19 protein-coding genes and 3 pseudogenes are annotated in these 20,983 nt (G+C 65.4%); 13 read left to right on the forward strand and 9 right to left on the reverse strand.

The annotated features are described in order from the left end of the window. Both WAN71_RS18600 and WAN71_RS18605 read right to left on the reverse strand, forming a co-directional pair. Positions 1–759 (reverse strand): annotated as a pseudogene (locus WAN71_RS18600) (primosomal protein); the annotation flags it as partial. A gap of 71 nt (positions 760–830) precedes the next feature. After that, entirely contained in the window at positions 831–1,733 is a 903-nt protein-coding gene (locus WAN71_RS18605; protein WP_422226743.1) for an alkaline phosphatase family protein, read from the reverse strand. Between the two features lie 201 nt (positions 1,734–1,934). Between WAN71_RS18605 and WAN71_RS18610 the strand changes: the two genes are divergently transcribed. Continuing rightward, positions 1,935–3,332: a PE-PPE domain-containing protein gene (locus tag WAN71_RS18610; protein ID WP_422226744.1), complete on the forward strand. Its 1,398-nt coding sequence runs from the start codon at positions 1,935–1,937 to the stop codon at positions 3,330–3,332. A gap of 28 nt (positions 3,333–3,360) precedes the next feature. Further along, positions 3,361–3,984 (forward strand): uracil phosphoribosyltransferase, encoded by a 624-nt coding sequence (gene upp, locus WAN71_RS18615; RefSeq protein ID WP_422226745.1) that lies wholly within the window; start codon positions 3,361–3,363, stop codon positions 3,982–3,984. A gap of 1 nt (position 3,985) precedes the next feature. On the opposite strand, the gene WAN71_RS18620 is transcribed toward upp, so the two are convergent. Genes WAN71_RS18620 through WAN71_RS18630 form a run of 3 tightly spaced genes read right to left on the reverse strand, consistent with a single transcriptional unit; the run spans position 3,986 to position 6,937 of the window. Then, positions 3,986–5,599, reverse strand: a complete 1,614-nt coding sequence (locus tag WAN71_RS18620) for a phospho-sugar mutase (protein ID WP_422226746.1) — start codon at positions 5,597–5,599, stop codon at positions 3,986–3,988. A 9-nt stretch (positions 5,600–5,608) separates the two neighbouring features. Then, complete coding sequence (locus tag WAN71_RS18625; RefSeq protein ID WP_422226747.1) at positions 5,609–6,412, reverse strand: purine-nucleoside phosphorylase; 804 nt, start codon at positions 6,410–6,412, stop codon at positions 5,609–5,611. Between the two features lie 60 nt (positions 6,413–6,472). Then, entirely contained in the window at positions 6,473–6,937 is a 465-nt protein-coding gene (locus WAN71_RS18630; RefSeq protein ID WP_422226761.1) for a MarR family winged helix-turn-helix transcriptional regulator, read from the reverse strand. A 9-nt stretch (positions 6,938–6,946) separates the two neighbouring features. Between WAN71_RS18630 and WAN71_RS18635 the strand changes: the two genes are divergently transcribed. The 4 genes from WAN71_RS18635 to WAN71_RS18650 all read left to right on the forward strand — a co-directional run bounded on the left by WAN71_RS18635 (position 6,947) and on the right by WAN71_RS18650 (position 10,525). Then, positions 6,947–7,591: a TIGR03086 family metal-binding protein gene (locus tag WAN71_RS18635; RefSeq protein ID WP_422226748.1), complete on the forward strand. Its 645-nt coding sequence runs from the start codon at positions 6,947–6,949 to the stop codon at positions 7,589–7,591. Beyond that, positions 7,588–8,040 (forward strand): hypothetical protein, encoded by a 453-nt coding sequence (locus WAN71_RS18640; RefSeq protein ID WP_422226749.1) that lies wholly within the window; start codon positions 7,588–7,590, stop codon positions 8,038–8,040. Before WAN71_RS18635 ends, WAN71_RS18640 begins: the two co-directional genes overlap by 4 nt. Positions 8,041–8,097: 57 nt before the next feature. Continuing rightward, positions 8,098–9,279, forward strand: a complete 1,182-nt coding sequence (locus tag WAN71_RS18645; RefSeq protein ID WP_422226750.1) for a M20 family metallopeptidase — start codon at positions 8,098–8,100, stop codon at positions 9,277–9,279. A 73-nt stretch (positions 9,280–9,352) separates the two neighbouring features. Further along, positions 9,353–10,525 carry an amidohydrolase gene (locus WAN71_RS18650; RefSeq protein ID WP_422226751.1) on the forward strand — a complete coding sequence of 391 codons (1,173 nt, stop codon included), beginning with the start codon at positions 9,353–9,355 and terminating at the stop codon, positions 10,523–10,525. A gap of 7 nt (positions 10,526–10,532) precedes the next feature. Here the strand turns inward: WAN71_RS18650 and WAN71_RS18655 are convergent, their stop codons facing one another. Further along, positions 10,533–11,006, reverse strand: a complete 474-nt coding sequence (locus WAN71_RS18655; RefSeq protein ID WP_422226752.1) for a gamma-glutamylcyclotransferase — start codon at positions 11,004–11,006, stop codon at positions 10,533–10,535. A gap of 76 nt (positions 11,007–11,082) precedes the next feature. Between WAN71_RS18655 and WAN71_RS18660 the strand changes: the two genes are divergently transcribed. The 3 genes from WAN71_RS18660 (at position 11,083) to WAN71_RS18670 (ending at position 15,186) form a co-directional block, all read left to right on the forward strand. Then, the gene (locus tag WAN71_RS18660; RefSeq protein WP_422226753.1) at positions 11,083–12,489 is read left to right on the forward strand and encodes an NAD(P)H-quinone dehydrogenase; all 1,407 of its coding nucleotides are present in this window, start codon (positions 11,083–11,085) and stop codon (positions 12,487–12,489) included. 62 nt (positions 12,490–12,551) lie between these two features. Continuing rightward, complete coding sequence (locus WAN71_RS18665) at positions 12,552–14,309, forward strand: glycerol-3-phosphate dehydrogenase/oxidase (protein WP_422226754.1); 1,758 nt, start codon at positions 12,552–12,554, stop codon at positions 14,307–14,309. A 7-nt stretch (positions 14,310–14,316) separates the two neighbouring features. Next, a complete protein-coding gene (locus WAN71_RS18670) occupies positions 14,317–15,186 on the forward strand; it encodes a pseudouridine synthase (protein WP_422226755.1) in 870 nt (289 codons plus the stop codon). Here WAN71_RS18670 and WAN71_RS18675 read toward each other — a convergent pair. Then, positions 15,183–15,452 carry a hypothetical protein gene (locus WAN71_RS18675; RefSeq protein WP_422226756.1) on the reverse strand — a complete coding sequence of 90 codons (270 nt, stop codon included), beginning with the start codon at positions 15,450–15,452 and terminating at the stop codon, positions 15,183–15,185. The genes WAN71_RS18670 and WAN71_RS18675 overlap by 4 nt on opposite strands. Positions 15,453–15,659: 207 nt before the next feature. Here WAN71_RS18675 and WAN71_RS18680 point away from each other — a divergent pair. From WAN71_RS18680 to WAN71_RS18690, 3 genes and pseudogenes are all read left to right on the forward strand, one after another. Continuing rightward, positions 15,660–15,815 (forward strand): annotated as a pseudogene (locus WAN71_RS18680) (esterase); the annotation flags it as partial. A 199-nt stretch (positions 15,816–16,014) separates the two neighbouring features. Further along, positions 16,015–17,124 carry a phosphate ABC transporter substrate-binding protein PstS gene (gene pstS, locus WAN71_RS18685; protein WP_422226757.1) on the forward strand — a complete coding sequence of 370 codons (1,110 nt, stop codon included), beginning with the start codon at positions 16,015–16,017 and terminating at the stop codon, positions 17,122–17,124. A gap of 97 nt (positions 17,125–17,221) precedes the next feature. Then, entirely contained in the window at positions 17,222–18,469 is a 1,248-nt protein-coding gene (locus tag WAN71_RS18690) for a PPE family protein (RefSeq protein ID WP_422226758.1), read from the forward strand. Positions 18,470–18,487: 18 nt separating this feature from the next. Here the strand turns inward: WAN71_RS18690 and WAN71_RS18695 are convergent, their stop codons facing one another. Together WAN71_RS18695 and WAN71_RS18700 are read right to left on the reverse strand one after the other, a co-directional pair. Beyond that, the gene (locus WAN71_RS18695) at positions 18,488–18,715 is read right to left on the reverse strand and encodes a hypothetical protein (protein ID WP_422226759.1); all 228 of its coding nucleotides are present in this window, start codon (positions 18,713–18,715) and stop codon (positions 18,488–18,490) included. A 45-nt stretch (positions 18,716–18,760) separates the two neighbouring features. Further along, positions 18,761–19,108 (reverse strand): DUF732 domain-containing protein, encoded by a 348-nt coding sequence (locus WAN71_RS18700; protein ID WP_422226760.1) that lies wholly within the window; start codon positions 19,106–19,108, stop codon positions 18,761–18,763. A gap of 434 nt (positions 19,109–19,542) precedes the next feature. On the opposite strand from WAN71_RS18700, the pseudogene WAN71_RS18705 reads away from it, so the two are divergent. Further along, positions 19,543–20,983 (forward strand): annotated as a pseudogene (locus tag WAN71_RS18705) (hypothetical protein); the annotation flags it as partial.

The raw sequence follows: 20,983 nt of genomic DNA on the forward strand, positions 1-20,983 counted from the left end.
AAAGTCTTCGTCGCCGCCCAGCACAACCTTGTCGCCGGTGGCAGGGGCCTTCTCGGCGTTGGCGTCAGCGATACTCTCGGCCGCCGACTCGGTCTGTTGCTCCTCGGCGCCTTCCTCGTCGGCGCTCTGCAGATCTTCCTCGTCGAGGTGCTCCTCTTCGAGCGGTTCGGCCAGTTCGGCCGCGGCAGCGTCTGAGACGGCGTTGTCCACGTCAGGACTGCTGATGATTTCGTCCAGCGCCCCCAGCACGTCGTCCCAGCTACGTCCGATGACCTCGGCGATCACATTCCAGCGCTTGAGACCGGCTTTGCCGGTGAAGTGGCCGACTCCGCCGGCCAGCGTGCCCAATGTCGGGTTGCCGTTGAAAAACTTCATCACCGCCGGCAGCTCGCAGACTGACCCAATGGACGAGACGATCGCCAGCGTGTTCGCCAGCGCCGTCACCGACTCCTCGGTCGGTTTCTCGGCCACCAGCTCTTCAACCGCGATCAGGTCGAATTGCTTGTCGTCGGCGGGCTCGAGCTTGTGGGCGTTGGCCTCGGTCAGCCGTTGCCACCCAGGGTGGTCCACCAGATCGTTGTCGGTGTTGGTCCGCACGAATGCCACCAGGTCAGCGGGCGTCTCAAAGCCGTAGAGGTCCTCATCCTTACCTAGAAACGCCTCCCACTCGTCACCCGCGTCGCGCCAGCGGGGCGCCCACACCGTGTAGCGGTCACCGTCGGTCAGGCTCAAGCGGATGGGCAAGAGGTCAGCAGCCATGCGGCACAGAATAGCGACGGGCCACCCGGCCGACGGACGCCAGGCCGCGGTTAGCCGCATGCGGCCTGGGGTCAGGCGCCCCAAATGTCGGTAATGGCGGGCGCTCTGCTTGCATAGCCGAGCTTGGGCAGCCCGTACATCTGCTCGAGCGTGGACAACACGTTGTAGTGGCTGATCGTCTCGGTGTAGGTGCCAGGCCTGACGCTCGCTCCGTAGATCACCGTGGGAATTTGATTCCGCGACGTGTTGTCATCTTCGTCCCAGGTCAGGATCAGCAAGCTGTTGTTGGCTTTCGCCCATTGGGCGTACTGCGACAAGTTCTGATACAGCCACCCGTCGCCCTGAGCGATCGAGCCGTCGTGCATGTCATTGTCGAGGTTGGGGGTGACGAATGCGACCGTCGGCAGGCTGGCGTAGTTCTGGGGGGCCGGAAACGCGGAAAACGGAAGCGAGTAGTTGGCTGGGATATTGCTAAAGCTGACCCAGGGCACATGCTTGCGCGCATATTTCCCGGCACTACACGCCGTCGAGCCCACCGCAGGCAAGCTCTCCGCGAAGCCCACGAATGTGTAACGGGCGGCGAGCAATTCCGAACCGAGGTTGGGGGTGTCGCCCGCGTTGACTGGACAGACGTTGTCGTTGACCAGCGTGTTGCCGGCGAACAACGCGTAGTAGTTCGGTTCGCTGGGGTGCACTTCGGCGAAGGACTGCGCCATCATCGCGCCGTTTGCGGCCAGCTGGTTGACATAGGGCGCCGCCTTGTTTCCGATGATGTTGGTTTGCGAGCGATTCTCTTCCACCACGACGACGACGTGTGCGGGGGTCGGAACCGCGGCCGCCTTGAAGTCCACCGGACTGGTTTCGTGGACTTGATCAGTCGACGGCCACGACATCAACACAGTGGAAACCGCCAGCACACCAAATATGCTGACCGCTCGATATCGCTTGCCATTCCGCCATGGTCGGCGCCGCATGGCGGGAGTATATGGTTCCTGCTCCCGCGTATTGGCACGCGTACACGCGTGTCGAGCGGGGAAGCGCGACAAACAAATTTGCGAATTGCGTCATGACGGATGCCCGAACAGGACATGATGTGCCAATCGCCGGGCCGGGGAGAATCGAGCGCGATCGGTGACTGAAATTCTCGGCTAGCGGTGTACGGCTGGGAGGTGGCGATGTCAGGGGCGAGGTTGCGTTCGCCGGGTTATGTGAAGTTGGCGATCGGCTGCGCCGCCGTCACCGGTGCGATGTCGATAGGACTGTGGGCCTTCCCGGCTGGGGTGAAGGCGATCGTCGCGGAAGCCAAGCTGCTGGCCGACGTGGGCTGGATCATGAGCGGCACCGGAGTTCCCACCCCTGACCAGAATTACCTCAGCAGCGTCGAATCGCTTTACCTCAGCCACGACATCGGCTTCATCTTCTATCCCCTGACGACGCCCGAGCAGTTTTGCCCGATCGTCTGCAATGCCAGCGAGCCCAATTTGGGGTTCGGCGACTCGGTGAACGCCGGCGTGACTGACCTGAACAACGTGATCGTGCCTACCTTGCAGGGCGGAAACGGCGTCGCCGTGCTCGGCTACTCGCAGAGCGCCACCGTCGCCACCGTGGAGATGAACGATCTCCTCAACAACACGCCGGCCGGAGTGAACCTGAACGACTTGAGCGTCACGCTGCTCGGCGACCCCAATAGCCCGATCGGCGGCATCCTGGACCGCTTCCAGTTCCCCGACGGCATCGGCGCCTTCAGCTTGAGCCCTGCGCCCCAACACGTTCCGTTCCTTGACATCCCGCTGAGCCTGGCGACCACCCCGACCACCGGGATCGCGACCGACATCTACACCGGCGAGTACGACGGCTGGGCCGACTTTCCTTCAGACCCCAGCAACCTCTGGGCCGACCTCAACGCCCTGATCGGGATCGAGACGGTGCACCCGTTCTATCCGGATCCGACGCCCGGGGTGAACTTGGACACCACCCACATGATCGATCTCGGCACCATCGGGAACACCACCTTCTACGACATTCCCGCGCCGCTGCCGACGCTGGCGTTCATGTTCGACGGCGGGCCTGCTGGGCAGTTCTTCTATGATGCCTTCGCCCCGTTTGCGACCTTGTTCGACGACTGGGGCTACGGCAACCCCGGTGATCCGGGCGCCGGCATCGAAGTCAACGGGATCGAGCCGATCGGTGCTGCCGGCCCCTGGCAGGTTGACGCGACCGGCCAGCTGGTGGCCTCCGGTGGCGCCGGTTTCATCGACAAGATGGATCCGCTCCAGATGCTGGCCGGCTTGGAATACGCCGGGGTGCAGACGTTCGTCGGCCCGATCGACGCTCTGCTGCAGGATGCCGGGCAGGCGCCGCTGTCGCCATCGGTCGTCGACTCGCTGCTATCCGGCTATACCTCCCTCAACGCGCTGGACGCGTCGCTGCTGACCTCGTGGACCGACCTGACGGCGAGCATCCCGTCGCTGGCGCCGGACGCCATCTTGGACGGATCGCCGCTGATCTCCGGACAGCCGCTGATCGACCTCGTTGGCTACGGCTTCGACATCTTCAACTTCTTCGGCGCCTAACCCTGCGGCCCCGCTAGGGTCAGGTTCCGTGGATGTGCGTGTTGTTCATCACCCGCTGGCCGCGGCCCGGCTGACCACACTGCGCGACGAGCACACCGATAACGCGGCGTTTCGCCTCGCGTTGCGCGATCTGGCACTGATGCTGGTCTACGAGGCCACTCGTGACGCGCCCCGCCAGACGGTCACCGTGCGCACCCCGCTGGCCGAGACGGCCGGCATTCGGCTCGCGAAACCGCCGCTGCTGGTGGCGGTCTTGCGGGCCGGGCTGGGCATGGTCGATGCGGCGCTCGCGCTGGTACCGGAAGCACAGGTCGGGTTCATCGGCGTCGCCCGCGACGAGCAGACCGCCTCGCCCACACAATATTTGGAGTCATTGCCCGACGATCTGCATGGCCAGCCGGTGCTGGCCCTCGACCCCATGCTGGCTACCGGCGGTTCGATGACGCACGCCATTGGGTTGCTGCAACGCCGCGGCGCCGACGACATCACCGTGCTGTGTGTGGTGGTGGCCCCGGAAGGCATTGCGGCGCTGGAAAAAGCAGCACCCAACGCACGGGTATTCACCGCGGCCGTCGACGACGGCCTCAACGACGCGGCCTATATCGTTCCGGGCCTCGGCGACGCCGGAGATCGTCAATTCGGACCGCGCTGAACTACCAGTGCTGCACCGACGACGCCAGTTCGTCGCAGAGTGCGGTCGCCCGCGTCCGAACACCGGCCAGGTCGCCGGCCACCGCAGTTCGAACTTCGATGTAGCACTTGACCTTCGGCTCGGTGCCGGACGGTCGCACCACGACCCGGACCGATGTATCGGCATCGCCGCCGGTGAAAATCAGCGCGTCGGTGCGATCCGCACCTGGACGCTGCAGTAAATCCGTTGTGCTCGAAGCGAATCCGGCTAGGTTACTGGGTGGCGAAGCCCGCAGCCGGCGCATCAGCGCGGTTGCCTCCTCCGCATTTGTCACCGCCCGTGACACGGCGGCGCCGACATGCACCCCGAATCTGCGGGCCAGGTCGTCCAGCGCGTCGAGAACTGAGCGGCCCCGCCTCTTCAAGGTGGCCACCAGATCGCAGGCGAACACAGCGGCGCTGATGCCGTCCTTGTCCCGGACCGCGGGCGGATCGACACAGTGCCCGATCGCCTCCTCGTAGGCGTAGATCAATGTGCTGCCGGGCACGTCGGCATCGGCGCGGGCCAGCCATTTGAACCCGGTCAGGGTCTCGACGTGGCGTGCGCCCCAGTGGCCAGCGATTGCGGACAGCATCCGCGACGACACCACCGTGCTGGCCACCAGGCTGGTGGCTCGTTCGCCGGGTTCGGTCCGAGACAGAATGAAATCGCCGAGCAGCCAACCGGTCTCGTCACCGGATAACATCCGCCAACCCGCCGGAGTCGGTATCCCGACCGCGCAGCGATCCGCGTCGGGATCCAATGCGATTGCGATATCGGCGTCGGCCTCTTCGGCCAGCGCCAGTAGCTCATCCGTGGCGCCGGGCTCTTCGGGATTTGGGAACCGGACGGTCGGGAAGTCGGGATCGGGACTGAACTGGCTGGCGACGACATGCACGTCGGAAAAGCCGGCTCGTCGCAGTGTTTCGACAGCGACCGTGCCACCCACGCCATGCAGCGGCGTCAGCGCCACTCGGACTGGGCCCGACGAGCGTCCCAGCCGGGCGGCCCGCTCGATGTAACGCTCGACCATATCGGCGTCGGCCGGTTCAACGTGTGCCCTGGCGATCTCGTCAGCGAACGGGGCGATGGCCATCGCGGTTTCGATCTCGTTGTCGGTGGGGGAGATGATCTGGATTCCGCCGTCGAAATAGACCTTGTAGCCGTTGTCGGTCGGTGGATTGTGTGATGCGGTGATCTGGATGCCCGCCGCTGCGCCGGTGAGCCGTACGGCAAACGCCACCACCGGTGTGGGTACTGGACGTGGAAGCAGCGTTACCGAAAAGCCTTCGGCAGCAAGTACTTCAGCTGTTGCGACCGAGAATTCGGCTGAGCCGTGCCGAGCGTCGCGCCCGACGATCACCGTCGAACCGCCGAGGCCGCGGGCGGCGAGCACCTTTGCCACCGCCCAGGTGGCGCGTACCACCACGGCGAGGTTCATCGCATCCGGGCCACCCCGGAGCGGGCCGCGCAGTCCCGCGGTGCCGAAAGCCAGCGGCCGGGCGAACCGCGCGGCGAGTTCGGGCCGATCGCACCCGGCGAGTTCGGCGGCCGTCACCGGGTCGGGGTCGTGCGCGATCCAATCCTCCGGTTTCACGCCAGCCCTCTACAGCCGCGCGACCACGTCAGCCAGCAGAGCGCCCATCCGGGCCGCCGAGGCCGCACCGGCGGCGAGCACGTCGGCGTGGCTGAGCGCCGCACCGGTGATCCCGGCCGCCAGATTAGTCACCAGCGACACCCCCAGCACCTCGGCGCCCGCGGCCCGCGCTGCGATCGTCTCGTGCACGGTGGACATGCCGACCAGGTCGGCGCCCAGCGTCCGCAACATCCGGATCTCGGCGGGCGTCTCGTAGTGCGGCCCGGGCAGCCCGGCGTACACGCCTTCGGCGAGCGTCGGGTCGACCGCGCGGGCCAGCGCCCGCAGCCGCGGCGCGTAAGCGTCGACCATGTCGACGAACTCGGCCCCGATCAGCGGAGACCGCGCGGTCAGGTTCAAGTGGTCGCTGATTAGCACCGGCTGGCCCACCTCGAAGTCCTCGCGCACTGCACCGGCTGCGTTGGTGAGTACGACGACGCGTGCGCCGGCCGCGCAGGCCGCCCGCACCGGATGTACGACGTGCAGCAGATCATGGCCTTCATAGGCATGCACACGGCCGGCCAGCACCAGCACGCGGTGGGCACCGATATCAACCGACAAGACCTGACCGGTGTGGCCGACCGCCGTCGGCGGGGTGAAGCCGGGCAATTCGGCCATCGGCAGCACCGCGGTCGCCGAGCCCAGCGCGGCAACAGCCGGCGCCCACCCCGACCCCAGAACGATCGCCACGTCGTGTTCGGCGATCCCGGTGCCGTCGGCGATGAACTGCGCGGCCCGCCGCGCGAGCGCGACGGGGTCGGCCGGACCAGTCACAGTCGCGGAGCCTAACCGGGGCACCGTCCGCTTGTGGAGGACGGTGTCGGAAGTGAACGTTCAGCCAAAGGTGAGTTGGCGCAGCGCCCGCAGAAAGACGTTTCGGTCGTTGGCGGATAGCTGCCCAAGCCAGTGCTCCTCCCCACGCTGGATGGCCTGCTGGACTGTGTCTTTGATGGAACGGCCCGACTCGGTGATCTCGAGCAGGCGCGCGCGGCGGTCGTCTGGGTCGGCAATCCGTTCGATGTAACCGAGCTTCTGCAACTCGTCGAGTGTGGGAATGATGCGTGTTTTGTCGGCGCCGATCGCCTCGGCGAGCGCCGCTTGAGTGCGGATCGGCGAACGATCCAGGGCGCTGAGGACGATGTACCCCCACATCGACAGGCCGTGCGCTGCCAGCACTGGCTGCTCGGCGGCCACGGTTTGACGAGCCAGCTGCGCCAGCATCTCCGCGAGGTCTGGACGCGTCGCCTTTCGCACCACGTCGTGATGATAAGGGTTGACATATGATCTACATATGCACATGATATGCGTATGCATATTAATCGGGATGTTCGGCCATTGCATCGGATTGCCGTACTGGCTTCGGTTGACGTGGTCTCGGCCGTCACCGCCGACGACTTATCGAAGCTGACGCCGTGCGTTGGCTGGAGTCTTGCTGACCTGCTCACTCATATGACGGTCCAGCATCGCGGCTTTGCCGCCGCCGCCCGCGGCCGCGGCGCCGACCAGGCGATATGGCAACCCGGCACGGTCGCCCAAGCGGTGGCAGTTGATCCAGCCGGCACCTACGCTGCGGCCGCCACCGCGGTGATAGACGCGTTCGCCGGCGCCGGTGTGCTCGATGCGTCGTTCGCGTTACCGGAGTTTGGGCCCGGCGCAACCTTCCCGGGTTCAGTGGCGATCGGTTTTCACTATGTGGACTACGTCGTGCACGGCTGGGATGTGGCTCGCACGATGGGTCGCCCCTTTGAGCTTCCGGTCGACGTTGTTGCCGCCGCATTGCCGTTGGCGTTCTCGGTGCCCGACGGAGACTTCCGCGCTGGCGACAGTGCGGTGTTTGGCCCCGCGATCCCGTCGACCGAGCCGACTTCCGACCTCGATCGCATCCTCGCTTATCTCGGCCGCTCCCCGCAGTGGGAACCAGCCACAGCGGCAGGACAGCGAAGGACGCCATGACGACAACATCCTTCGGCGCCTGGACTGGTCAGCCGCCAATCACGCCGGGGAGCGGCATCCTCAGCACGGACTGGCTGCCCGGCCCGTCCGACGGGAGCCAGTCCCCGGTCGTGGTGAGTTTCACCGACTTTCATTCCGATTCCGAGGAGGACTGGCAACAGATCGCCGCATTGGGCATGCAGCTGGCGGAAAGCTGGCCGGTTATGCGCGGCGCGGTCGGGCTTTGGCTGTGGGGCAAGCAGGTTGAGTGGCGCGGCGGATCGCTGTCCATCTGGGAAAGCTACGCGGATTTGCGTCGTTTCATCAGCTGGCCCGTTCACGTCGCCATCATGAAAAACTGGCGCGGACGAATACGAGTGCGATCCGCCAGCTGGGATGACGAGCGATTTGTCCCGGCGCAGGCATGGCTTCGCGCCGAGGCGTACATTCGGGCTCCGCGCGAGATGTGAGCCGGTCGCGACGGCGTCGTTGTGATCGCCGGTGATCGTCGGTGAGATACTGCGACAATGGCCTCAATCCCGGTGTTGGATCGCGTCGAGGACGCGGTGCGGCGCCGTGGCACGGAACTGGTCGAGCTGTCCCACGCAATCCACGCCGAACCGGAGCTGGCGTTCGCCGAACACCGCAGTTGCGCCAAGACGCAAGCGTTGGTGGCTGAGCGAGGTTTTGAGGTCACCAAGTCAGCCGGTGGACTGGACACCGCTTTCCGCGCCGACTTCGGCAGCGGCCAGTTGGCTGTCGGCATCTGCGCCGAGTACGACGCGCTGCCCGAAATCGGCCATGCCTGCGGCCACAACATCATCGCCGCCTCGGCAGTGGGCGCCGCCCTGGCGCTGGCCGAGGTCGCCGACCAACTGGGCCTGACGGTTGCGCTGCTTGGAACACCCGCCGAGGAGTTCGGCGGCGGAAAAGTGTTGCTGCTCAACGCCGGAGTCTTCGACGACTTGGCGGTGGCCGTGATGATGCATCCCGGGCCAGTGGACATCGCCGCCGCCCGATCGCTGACGTTGTCCGCGGTCCGGGTGGAGTACCGCGGGCGCGAAGCCCATGCGTCGGCCGCACCATTCCTGGGTGTCAACGCTGCCGACGCGGTCACCGTTGCACAGGTCGCCATCGGGCTGCTGCGTCAACAGCTGGCACCCGGGCAGCAGGTGCACGGCATTGTCTCCGAGGGCGGTCAGGTCGCCAACGTCATCCCGAGCCGGACCGAACTGCAGTACACAATGCGGGCGACCGAGGCGTGGTCGCTGGCCGATCTGCAAGGCAAGGTTGGCGATTGCTTCTTGGCCGGTGCGGTGGCCACCGGGTGTGACTACAACGTCGAGCAAACCGAGCCGATGTACGACGCGCTCAAGCCCGACCCCTGGCTGGCCGGTGCCGTCCGCGCCGAGATGACGCGGCTCGGGCGCGCTCCCATCGATGAGGACCTCGAGGCGAAGCTCCCGTTGGGCAGTACCGACATGGGCAACGTCACGCAAGTTCTGCCGGGTATCCATCCGATGGTCGCTGTCGATGCCGGCGGTGCGTCGTTGCACCAGCCCGAATTCACTGCCGCAGCCGTCGGTCCCAGCGCCGACCGCGCGGTGATTGATGGTGCAATCATGTTGGCGCGCAGTATCGTTCGCCTTGCCGAGTCATCGGATGAACGCGACCGGGTGCTGGCGGCTCGCGAGGAGCGGCGCTTATGAGCCGCGCCGGCGACATTGGTAGGGGTCCCGATGGGGTGGGGGCACCTCCCGCTTGCGGGGGAGAGCGGCGCTTATGAGCCTTGCCGACACCGCTGAATCGTGGCTGGCCGCGCACTTCGACGACTTGGTTGCTTGGCGGCGACACATCCACCGCTACCCAGAGTTGGGTCGCCAGGAGTACGCCACCACGCAGTTCGTCGCCGAACGGTTGGCCGATGCCGGGCTCAACCCGAAGGTGTTACCCGGCGGGACGGGGTTGACCTGCGATTTCGGTCCGGAACACGAGCCCCGGATTGCATTGCGGGCCGACATGGACGCGTTGCCGATGGCCGAGCGGACCGGTGCCCCGTATGAATCGACGATGCCCAACGCCGCGCACGCATGCGGCCACGACGCCCATACCGCGATCCTGTTGGGTACCGCGCTGGCGTTGGCGGCAGTGCCGGAGCTGCCGATCGCGCTGCGGCTGATCTTTCAGCCCGCCGAAGAGCTGATGCCCGGCGGCGCGATCGACGCGATCGCCGCCGGCGCGTTATCCGGGGTGAGCCGGATCTTCGCCTTGCACTGCGATCCCCGGCTGGCGGTCGGCAAGATCGCGGTGAAAGCGGGGCCGATCACGTCGGCCGCCGACATGATCGAAATCACCCTGTATTCGCCGGGCGGGCACACCTCGCGACCACACTTGACCGCCGACCTGGTTTACGGGTTGGGCACGCTGATCACCGGCCTGCCCGGTGTGTTGTCACGCCGCATCGACCCGCGCAACAGCACCGTGATGGTGTGGGGCGCGGTCAATGCGGGGGTGGCTGCCAACGCGATCCCGCAGACCGGCGTGCTGGCCGGCACCATCCGCACGGCCAGCCGCGAAACCTGGCTGAGCCTCGAGGCCATCGTGCGCCAGGCGGTGGCCGCCCTGCTCTCGCCGCTGGGGATCGAGCACACCCTGCGATACAGCCGCGGGGTTCCGCCGGTGGTCAACGAGGAGATCTCGACGCGCATCATCGCCCACGCCATCGAGGCGGTCGGCCCGGACGTGCTGACCGATACCAAGCAGTCCGGCGGCGGCGAGGACTTCTCCTGGTATCTGGAGCAGGTGCCTGGCGCGATGGCGCGGCTGGGGGTCTGGTCGGGTCACGGTCCGCAGCTGGACCTGCATCAGCCGACGTTCGACCTCGATGAGCGTGCGCTGGCGATCGGGATGCGGCTGATGGTGAACATCGTCGAGCAGGCCTCCCTCGGAACCTAGCCGCGGTTTAGGTTCCCGGGCCGATGTTGCGGGCTGGGCGGGTGCGCAGGTTGCGCACGTATTCGTTTGGCGCGCCGGCGATTTCGACGGCATCGGCCATCACGCCGATGTAGCGCGCCGACGGCAGGCCACCCTCCCAGGCGTCCACCACATATAGCCACGCCAGAACCGGATCGGTGGTCGTGTCGGACGACACGCGTTCCACCCGGCACCGGATCTTCTTGTGGATGCCCAGCTCGGACCCCTCCCAGCGATCGAGGTTGTTTTCGTCCGCGGGCGTCATGTCGTAGAGCACGACGAACACCTTTGCGGCCGGGTCCTCAACGACGGTGGCCAGCGCGCCTTCCCAGCCGATGTCCTCACCACCGAACGTCAGCCGCCAACCGTGCAACCAGCCGGTTCCGGCCATCGGCGAGTGAGGTGCGCGCTGCAGCATCTGCTCGGGATGCATATTCGACCCGTAGGCAGCGTAGAGCGGCACGGGAGAAAGCTTAAACGGCTGCCGCGGGCATGGCGGTGATCCGACGGGTTGGCCTGAGGTTGGCTAGGTTATACCCGTGGCGACCCGCATCGCGATCCTCGGCGGAGGGCCGGCCGGTTATGAGGCGGCACTTGTCGCGGCAGCACGCGACGCCGAGGTCACCGTCATCGACTCGGATGGCGTCGGCGGCGCGGCTGTGCTGTTCGACTGTGTGCCGTCGAAGACGTTTATCGCCTCCACTGGCGTCCGGACCGAACTGCGCCGGGCGCCGCAGCTGGGCTTCGATATCGACATCGACGACGCCAAGATCTCGTTGCCGGAAATCCACCAGCGCGTCAAGACGCTAGCCGCCGCGCAGTCTGCCGACATCAATTCCGACCTGGTCAGTGCGGGTGTCGAGGTGGTCGCCGGCAAAGGGGAGCTGATCGACGCGAGCCCGGGTCTGGCCACCCACCGCATCAAGGCGACCGCCGCCGACGGCACCACAAGTACCTACGACGCTGACGTGGTCCTGATCGCCACCGGCGCCAGCCCGCGAATGTTGCCGTCGGCGCAGCCTGACGGCGAGCGCATCCTGACCTGGCGCCAGCTCTACGACCTGGACACACTGCCCGACCATCTGATCGTGGTCGGTTCCGGTGTCACCGGCGCCGAATTCGTCAACGCCTATACCGAATTGGGCGTTGACGTCACGGTGGTGGCCAGCCGCGACCGGGTGCTGCCATACGAGGACGCCGACGCCGCCCGGGTGCTGGAGGATTCCTTCGCCGAACGCGGCGTCCAGTTGGTCAAGAATGCCCGCGCGGAGTCGGTCACCCGCACCGACTCCGGGGTGCTAGTCACGATGACCGACGGTCGCACCGTGGCGGGCAGCCATGCGCTGATGACGATCGGGTCCGTGCCGAACACCAGCGGCCTGGGCTTGGAACGGGTGGGCATCGAGCTGGGGCGAGGAAACTACCTGACTGTCGACCGGGTGTCGCGGACGTCGGTGCCCGGCATCTACGCCGCCGGGGACTGCACCGGCCTGCTGCTGTTGGCGTCCGTCGCCGCAATGCAGGGCCGGATCGCCATGTGGCACGCATTGGGGGAGGCCGTCAGCCCCATCCGGCTGCGCACCGTGGCCGCCGCGGTGTTCACCCGGCCCGAGATCGCCGCCGTCGGTGTTCCTCAATCGGCCATCGACAACGGATCGGTGAGTGCCAGGACCATCATGCTGCCGTTGCGAACCAACGCGCGCGCGAAGATGTCGGGGCTGCGGCAAGGATTCGTCAAGGTCTTTTGCCGGCAGTCCACCGGCGTGGTCATCGGCGGTGTCGTGGTTGCGCCGATCGCATCCGAGTTGATCCTGCCGATCGCGATGGCCGTGCAGAACCGCATCACCGTCAATCAGCTGGCCGAAACACTCTCCGTTTACCCGTCGCTGTCGGGCTCGATCACGGAGGCGGCACGACGGTTGATGGCGCACGATGATCTGGACTGACCACGACAGGTAGCCTTGGGAGCCAGTGTCCTACTGACGAGTAACCGGAGGAGACCTGTGCCGTGAGCGACCCGATTCGCGTACCGGGGAGCGAGCAGACCCGGCCGGGTTCCTTCTTAGGACCCGAGCAGCGCGCCTCGGCCTGGGAGCGGCTCGGCAGCGAACAATTCGACGTCGTGGTCATCGGTGGCGGAGTAGTGGGCTCGGGATCCGCGTTGGACGCCGCCACCCGTGGACTGAAAGTGGCGATGGTCGAAGCCCGTGATTTCGCCTCGGGCACGTCGAGTCGATCCTCGAAGATGTTTCACGGTGGACTGCGCTACCTCGAGCAACTGGAATTCGGGCTGGTGCGTGAGGCGCTCTTCGAGCGCGAGCTGTCGTTGACCACCTTGGCGCCTCATCTCGTTAAGCCGTTGCCGTTTTTGTACCCGCTGACCAAGCGTTGGTGGGAACGCCCATACGTCGCCGCCGGTCTCCTGCTGTACGACGAACTTGGGGGCTCGAAATCTGTTCCGGGGCAGAAGCATTTGACTCGCGCCGGCGCGCTGCGGCTCAGCCCGGGTCTGAAGCGCAGCTCGCTGATCGGTGGTATCCGCTACTACGACACCGTCGTTGATGACGCCCGGCACACCATGACCGTTGCGCGTACCGCCGCGCATTACGGCGCGGTGGTGAGGTCATCCAGTCAGGTGGTTTCGCTGCTGCGCGAAGGTGATCGGGTGACCGGCGTGCGGGTGCGCGACTCCGAGGACGGCGCCGTCACCGAAGTCCGCGGCCACGTCGTCGTCAACGCGACCGGGGTATGGACCGACGAGATTCAGGCATTGTCCAAGCAGCGCGGACGATTTCAAGTGCGTGCCTCTAAAGGGGTGCACATCGTCGTGCCGCGGGATCGGATCGTCAGCGACGTCGCGATCATCTTGCGAACCGAGAAGTCGGTGATGTTCGTCATCCCGTGGGGCAACCATTGGATCATCGGGACCACCGATACCGACTGGGGACTCGACCTGGCGCATCCGGCGGCTACCAAGGCCGACATCGACTACATCCTGGGCACCGTCAACACCGTGCTGGCCACGCCGTTGAGCCACGCCGATATCGACGGGGTGTACGCCGGTTTGCGACCGCTGCTGGCGGGGGAAAGCGAGGACACGTCCACGTTGTCGCGTGAGCACGCCGTTGCGGTGCCCGCTCCCGGCCTGGTCGCCATCGCCGGCGGCAAGTACACCACGTACCGGGTGATGGCTGCCGATGCGATCGACGCTGCGTCGCAATACATTCCGGCTCGAGTCGCGCGGTCGATCACCGAGAAAGTGCCGCTGCTGGGCGCCGACGGCTACTTCGCGCTGATCAACCAGACCGAGCACGTCGGTGCACTGGAAGGACTCCATCCATACCGGGTGCGTCATCTGCTGGACCGTTACGGGTCGCTGCTCAACGAGGTACTTGCGCTGGCAGCCGACCATCGCGACCTGCTCAGCCCGATCAGCGCGGCACCGGGCTACCTGAAGGTCGAAGCTGCCTATGCCGCCACAGCCGAGGGCGCGTTGCATTTGGAGGACATCTTGGCCCGCCGGACGCGGATCGCCATCGAATACTCACACCGGGGTGTCGACTGCGCGCGTGAGGTAGCCGACGTCGTCGCGCCGCTGTTGGGCTGGACCACCGCCGACGTAGACCGTGAGGTCAAGACGTACACGGCGCGGGTGGAGGCCGAGGTGTTATCGCAGGCCCAGCCCGACGATGCATCGGCGGATGCGCTGCGGGCCAGTGCTCCCGAGGCCCGCGCGGAGATCCTCGAGCCGGTGCCCTTAAATTGAGCCGACCGTGAGGCAGCTGCCGCTCCCGCCACGCGACGGATTGGGACCGGCGCGACTGCGGGTGCGCGGCGGACCGCTCGGCGACGAGTTGCTAAGCCGGTTCGGGCCGGCGGTTGCCGCCAAGGCGATCGCCGGCGAGGTCGTCGACCAGCACGGTGCGGCGCTCGATCCCGCCACCGTGCTGCCGGCTGGTGCCAGCGTCTACTTCTACCGCGACCTGCGCGACGAGGTACCGGTGCCGTTCGACATCCCCGTGCTGCATCAGGACGACGGCATCGTGGTTGTCGACAAGCCGCACTTCCTGGCCACCATGCCGCGCGGGCGTCACGTCGCGCAGACCGCGCTGGTGCGGCTGCGACGGGAACTGGGATTACCCGAGCTGAGTCCGGCCCATCGGCTGGACCGGCTGACCGCCGGTGTGCTGCTGTTCACCGCCCGGCGCGAGCTTCGTGGTGCCTATCAGACGATGTTCGCCCGTGGCGCGGTGCACAAGACGTATTCGGCGAGGGCCGCGGTCAACCCCGACCTGGCGTTGCCGCGAGTAGTGCGCAGCCGGATCATCAAGCGCCGCGGTCATTTACAAGCCATCGAAGAATCCGGCGAGCCCAACGCCGAGACGCTGGTGGAGTTGATGTCGCCGGATGGCCGGTACCGACTGACGCCGCGCACCGGGCGCACCCACCAGCTGCGGGTACAGATGACTTCGCTCGGGATACCGATCTACGGAGACCCGTTGTATCCCAAGGTGATCGACGTGTCTGACGACGACTTCAGCCAACCGCTGCAGTTGCTGGCGCAGGCCATCGAATTCGATGACCCGTTGACCGGATCTCGGCGCAGCTTCGTCAGCTCGCGACGCCTAGACCCCGCGGACTAGCAGCGCTCGGCGCCGCGACGCATCCGCGGCAGGTCTTGATCAACCCATCCGGCCAGGTCGGGCGTGGCCGGATTTCCGCCCGCCCAGACGGGCCGCACCGCCCGCGTGAGAGGCGCGCCCTGAACCGCAGCGCGCAATGTCTCCCAGGCGCGCGCCGTCAAGGCGCCGGCATTGAGGGAGCGGATGGTCGTCAGATTGCTGAGGTTGACGTGGTTCTGCAGTGTTAGCACCCTGGTGCCCTTCAGTAATCCGGCGAGGTCGTTCATCGTATTCTGCGACGTCGTCGGTGTATTCCTCCGCGACTAGCACGAAGACCCTGCCGTGTCGGTGATCGGGGTCACAGGCCAGTCAGCAATGACCAACCGCCCATCGGGAACTTCTATTCCACGGTACGTGCTTCGGGACGTTCCCGCCCGGTGGGCAGCATGCCGTGTCGCAAGTTCGGACGGCGTTGGCGCAGCGTCTATAAGCGGAACGCCGCCGTCGTGCACCGCTTTATACCCACATCGTGCGCGGCCGGCACCGCGGTGGTGTTCTACCAGGTGGACGACGGCGGACACACCTGGCCCGGCGGGCCCCAGTACCTACCCAAGGCCATCGGGCAGTTCCTCACCACGCACGCTCGCTAACGCGAGCGAAACCCGGCCGCCGTCGGGACGTAAACAGTCGGGAAACCGCGGCTGAAATCGCGAATCCGCTGATGCCCTGGGACGATTGCGCAGGGGCGAACCTTGTTACCATGCCTCATGGTTGCGGGGATAACAGCAGTGTGTCGGGCTGCGGCTAGTCGGCGTCGATCACCACATCGTTCCGTTTGAAGGAATTGGATTGAAGGTCAAGAGATTTGGCGCCGCGCTCATTGTCCTTGCCACTGGTGCGGCGATCTTGTCGGCATGTGGTAGCAACAACGGTACGGGAGGAAGTGCCACCACAGGCACGTCACCGGCGAAGGTGGCCTGCGGTGGCGAGCCGACTCTGAAGGCCAGTGGTTCCACGGCCCAGGAAAACGCAATGAGCCGTTTCATCAACGCTTTCGAACAAACCTGCCACGGCCAGTCGGTGAACTACACGGCCAATGGTTCCGGCGCTGGGATCGGCGAATTCATCGGCGGCCAAACCGATTTCGGTGGCTCGGACTCTCCCCTGAATAGGGGCGAGTATGCCAAGGCGGACCAGCGGTGCGGCTCGCCAACGTGGAATCTGCCGATAGTGTTTGGCCCCATCGCCGTCGCCTACAACGTCAACGGCCTGACTTCGTTGAACCTCAACGGTCCGGTTACGGCCCAGATTTTCAACGGCCAGATCACCATGTGGAACGATGCTGCGATCGGGCTATTGAACTTAGGCGTCAAGCTGCCCGCTGAGCCGATTCGCGTCGTATTCCGTAGTGACGACTCCGGGACCACGGACAATTTCCAGAAGTATCTTGATACCGCTTCCGCTGGCACGTGGGGTTTTGCTGCCGGTAAGAAGTTCAACGGCGGTGTCGGCGAGGGCGCCCGCGGCAACGACGGCGCCGCCGCGGCCGTCAAAAGCACCGAAGGGTCGATCAGCTATATCGAATGGTCGTTCGCCCAGGCGCAACAGCTGAACATGGCAAAGGTCGTCACAACAGCCGGTCCGGAACCGGTGGCGATCAGCCCCGAGTCGGTGGGAAAGACGATTTCTTCTGCCTGGTTCATCAGGAAGGACAACGACCTGGCCTTGGACACGATCTCGTTTTATCGGCCGAACCAGACCGGGGCCTACCCGATCGTGCTGGCGACGTATGAGATTGTGTGTTCGAAATACCATGACTCGCAGGTCGGTGCGGCCGTGAAGGCTTTCCTGCAAAGCGCGCTCGGCGCCGGCCAGAATGATCTACCGGCCCACGGATACATTCCCATTCCGGACCAGTTCAAGTCCCGATTGTTGACCGCGGTTAACGCAATCTCTTAAATCCAGGGCTTTCCGACGCTGAAAGTTCGGGGGCTTTTTTCACCCCCGTCAACCTCATGTTCCAAAAGTTTTCCCACGATGGTCAAAGTTTGGAGTCATGGAGTTCATCACGTTGCCTCCCGAGGTCACCTCTGCGCTGATTCACTCGGGACCCGGTGCGGAATCCCTGATCGAGGCGTCCGGGGCGTGGCAACAGCTCGGCGCCAACCTCGAAGACTCCGCTGAGAACTACGTCGCTGCGCTGTCGTCACTGAGTGGGACGTGGCATGGTCCGTCCTCAGCGGCGATGGCCCAGGCTGTCGAGCCCTACCTGGCCTGGCTGCAAACCACCGCGCAGCAGGTGCAGGAGACAGCGTCGTCAGCGCAGGCCGCGGCAGCGGCATTCAACTCCGTCCGCGCAGCGGTGGTTCCCACCGCACAGGTCGCCGCCAACAGGATGCAGCTGGCGCAGTTACTGGCCACCGACCGGTTCGGAAGCAACCTTCCGGCTATCGCCGAAACCGAAGCCCAGTACCAAAGCATGTGGGCGAACAACTCGGCGGCGATGAGTCGCTATCAGGCCGCCTCGGCACAGGCCACCACGCTGCCGCAGTTCTCCTCGCCCACCACGGTGACCAATTCGGCAGGGGCCACTGCAGTGTCCGCCGCCAGCACGGGAGCGGCCACTACGGGGGCCACTTCGGCGCAATCACTCTTGGATGACTGGAACGCCCTCATCGCGGCGCTTTTTAGCGGTGACTTTGCCACCGTCGGGGGCGTCAACATACCCGGCATAGGGAACAACTCCGTTGCCACCCTAGGGCTCAACGCCAACTATTTGAACACCATCTTCTCGTCCGGATTTCCGGTCAACCTGCTGAGCTATCTGGCGCAGAACCAATCGGCCCAAGCCCTGTCGGGTGTGAACAACGCAATTGGCCAGGGTGTGTCGGAGGGTGAGTCGGCGCTCGGAGGAGGACTCGGCGGGGGAGCAGCGGGTGCGTTAGGTGGGGGAGGGTTGGGTGGCCTAGGGCTGCTGGGCCCGGGTGCGTTGGGTGCCGCTGGACTGGGCCAAGCGTCCACGACGGCGGCGACGGGTATTGGAGTGTCGATCGGCAAGCTGACGGCGCCGCCCGCCGTCGTCGGACTGTTGCCGGGTTCGCAAGTGCCGGTTCAACTTGCCTCGGCCGCAACGCCGCTTTCTGCGGGTGAATCCGGGCTGCCCATGCTGCCGCCGATCATGCCGCCGCCGATTTCGCCGGCAGGCAGTGGGTGGCGCAAACGCAAGCAGCAGAAGTATGAAGACATTGCCATCGGCGCCGAGCTCAAAGGGAAGGTGATGCGGCCACCCCCGTCGGCGGGCTAACCGATTACGGCGACAGCCCTAGTTGTCGGCGGGGCGCGGCGGGGTGCCGTGCAGGTAACCGAGGCCGTTCTGGATTCCTTGGTCCAGCTGGTCCGGAGCAGGAGCCTTGCCGTCCGGGACCGAGACTGGTGGCTTGCAGCTGCATCCGAGGGTGCCGAACGGGCTTGGGTCGGCGCTCGCTGGTGTTGCTGTCCCCGCGGCTGCACAGAACGCGATCGCGGCGCCGAACAATACTTTCCTGATCAACAATGGGTCTCCGTAAGAGTTAGGTACCCGAGTGTACGAGCGCCGTTAGGACCCTGCATGCCGCGGGCAGAACGCAGCGATGCTGACGCCGACAAAAAACCCTGCGTGGTAGCCGTCCAAACTGCTCTGCTGCATCACGTCATTCGCGACGTCGCTCGAGGCTCTACCGCCATCGAGTTCATCGCACACCTCGTGAGCAGCGATGATTGCGGCCTGCGTGGACGCGAAGGTAATGCCCCGAGAATTCAGCGCGTTCACGAAATTGCCGTCAACGGCGTCAGCATGCGCGGTCGGGGCCGCGACCCCCACGAGGCTAACCAGCGCGACCGACAGGACAACGCCGGCCAATAGCGATCGCACACGGCGAAGCGAGCACACTTGGGTGGTCGTCATTCCTGAACCTCTCCGCTGAGCGAAGCGCGAGTGTTGGAGACGGCAAATCAAGCCGCTGACATAGCGATCATTGCATGCCACGACCAGGCTGGCTGAACCGTCGTGATCGTTAACCAAACGGACATACCCTGGGCGTGCAGCGTTGGCAGGCCCGGCACCGCTACGCCACCCAATTCGTCAGTGTCGTCGTCACCCCGGGGAACGAGCGTCGCGCAGGACTGCATCGATCCAGTTACTCGACACGTGGCTAAGAACTACTTGACATGTGACCAAGAGCACTCTAGGTTGCCGATAACTGAGAAAATCTCAGGCTATTTTCAGTTGGGGAGTAGGTTGCCATGTCTAGTCGATCCGGAGGACGGCATCGTCGGCAATGCGGTTCCCACGATCTTGGACGCAGTGATCTCGATGGTTTCGGTACGGCGGTGCTGGCGGTGCCAGCATCGACCGCAGCGGTCCTGGCTCGAACGACGCCGTCGGCAACTCGAGTGCGCACAGCAAAGTCGACACACCAGCGACGGCTAGCGATGGGCGCCAGCGCGCTCACTGCCGGCACCGCCATCGCGGGCGCCACCCTGTTGGCTGTCGCGCCGGTGGGACCATCGCTTCCCTATCTCGCGTCGCGGGAAGTCGCGCTGGCCACGACGGCCGATCCCGTGACGATCGTCACCGACCTGCAGAAACTGTTGGACGACCTAGGGCTGGGCAGCACCCAAGTTCCCAACCTGCTAACCCAGCTCGGGATCGGCAACACGACCCTGGGCACTCTACTGACCGACTTTGGGCTGACCGGCAACACATCGACGCTGGGCGATCTGCTGTCCACCTTGGGCGTGACTGGCACGACGCCGCTGAGCACTTTGCTGTCTGATTTGGGCTTGAGCGACACCACGACGCTGAGCACTCTGCTGACCACCTTGGGGTTGCCTGGCACGACGCCGCTGAGCACTCTGTTGTCCGATGCCGGGCTGAGCCAGACGACGACCCTCGGCACTTTGCTGCCCGCCCTCGGGCTAAGTGACTCAACGCAGTTGGGCACTTTGTTGTCCGCTCTGGGGCTCAATGGCACCACGACATTTGACCAGCTACTGGCCGACGTTGGGCTCAACGGCAGCACGACAACGCTAAGCACGCTGCTGAGCGGTCTGGGCCTGAGCGACAGCACGTCACTGGACCAGCTGCTGTCCGATATCGGGCTGTCCGGGGGCACAACGCAGTTGAGCTCTCTGCTGTCCATTTTCGGGCTAACTGACAGCACGCCGCTGAGCTCGCTGTTGTCCGATTTCGGGCTGAGCGGCACGACGACGGTGGGCGCTCTGCTGAGCGATGTGGGGCTGAGCGGCAGCACGGAGCTGAGCACTCTGGGGGTGACCCAAAGCATGCTGGGCACCCTGGCGTTGTTGGCCGGGATAACCCCCAGCAGCACTATCAGCCAGCTGCTCGGCTTTGACCAGCTGAGCATTAACTCGCCGCTGAGCGATCTGTTGCCCGTTTTGAACTTGGGCCCAACTTCGACGCTCGGCGATGTGCTGGGCAACTTGAACCTCAGCGACACCACGACGCTGGACACGCTGCTGACCGACCTTGGCGTGCCCGGCACGACGACGCTGAACACTGTGCTGTCTGATTTCGGCTTGAGTAACACCACGACGCTGGACACGCTGCTGACCGACCTTGGCCTGCCTGGCAGCACGCCGTTGAGCACGCTGTTGACCGATGTGGGGCTGACCGACACGACGCCGTTGAGCACGCTGTTGACCGATGTGGGGCTGAGCGACACGACGCCGTTGAGCACGCTGTTGACCGATGTGGGGCTGAGCGACACGACACCGTTGAGCACGCTGTTGACCGATGTGGGGCTGAGCGACACGACGC

The organism is Mycobacterium sp. (assembly GCF_049280035.1).
Taxonomy (GTDB): Bacteria; Actinomycetota; Actinomycetes; order Mycobacteriales; family Mycobacteriaceae; genus Mycobacterium.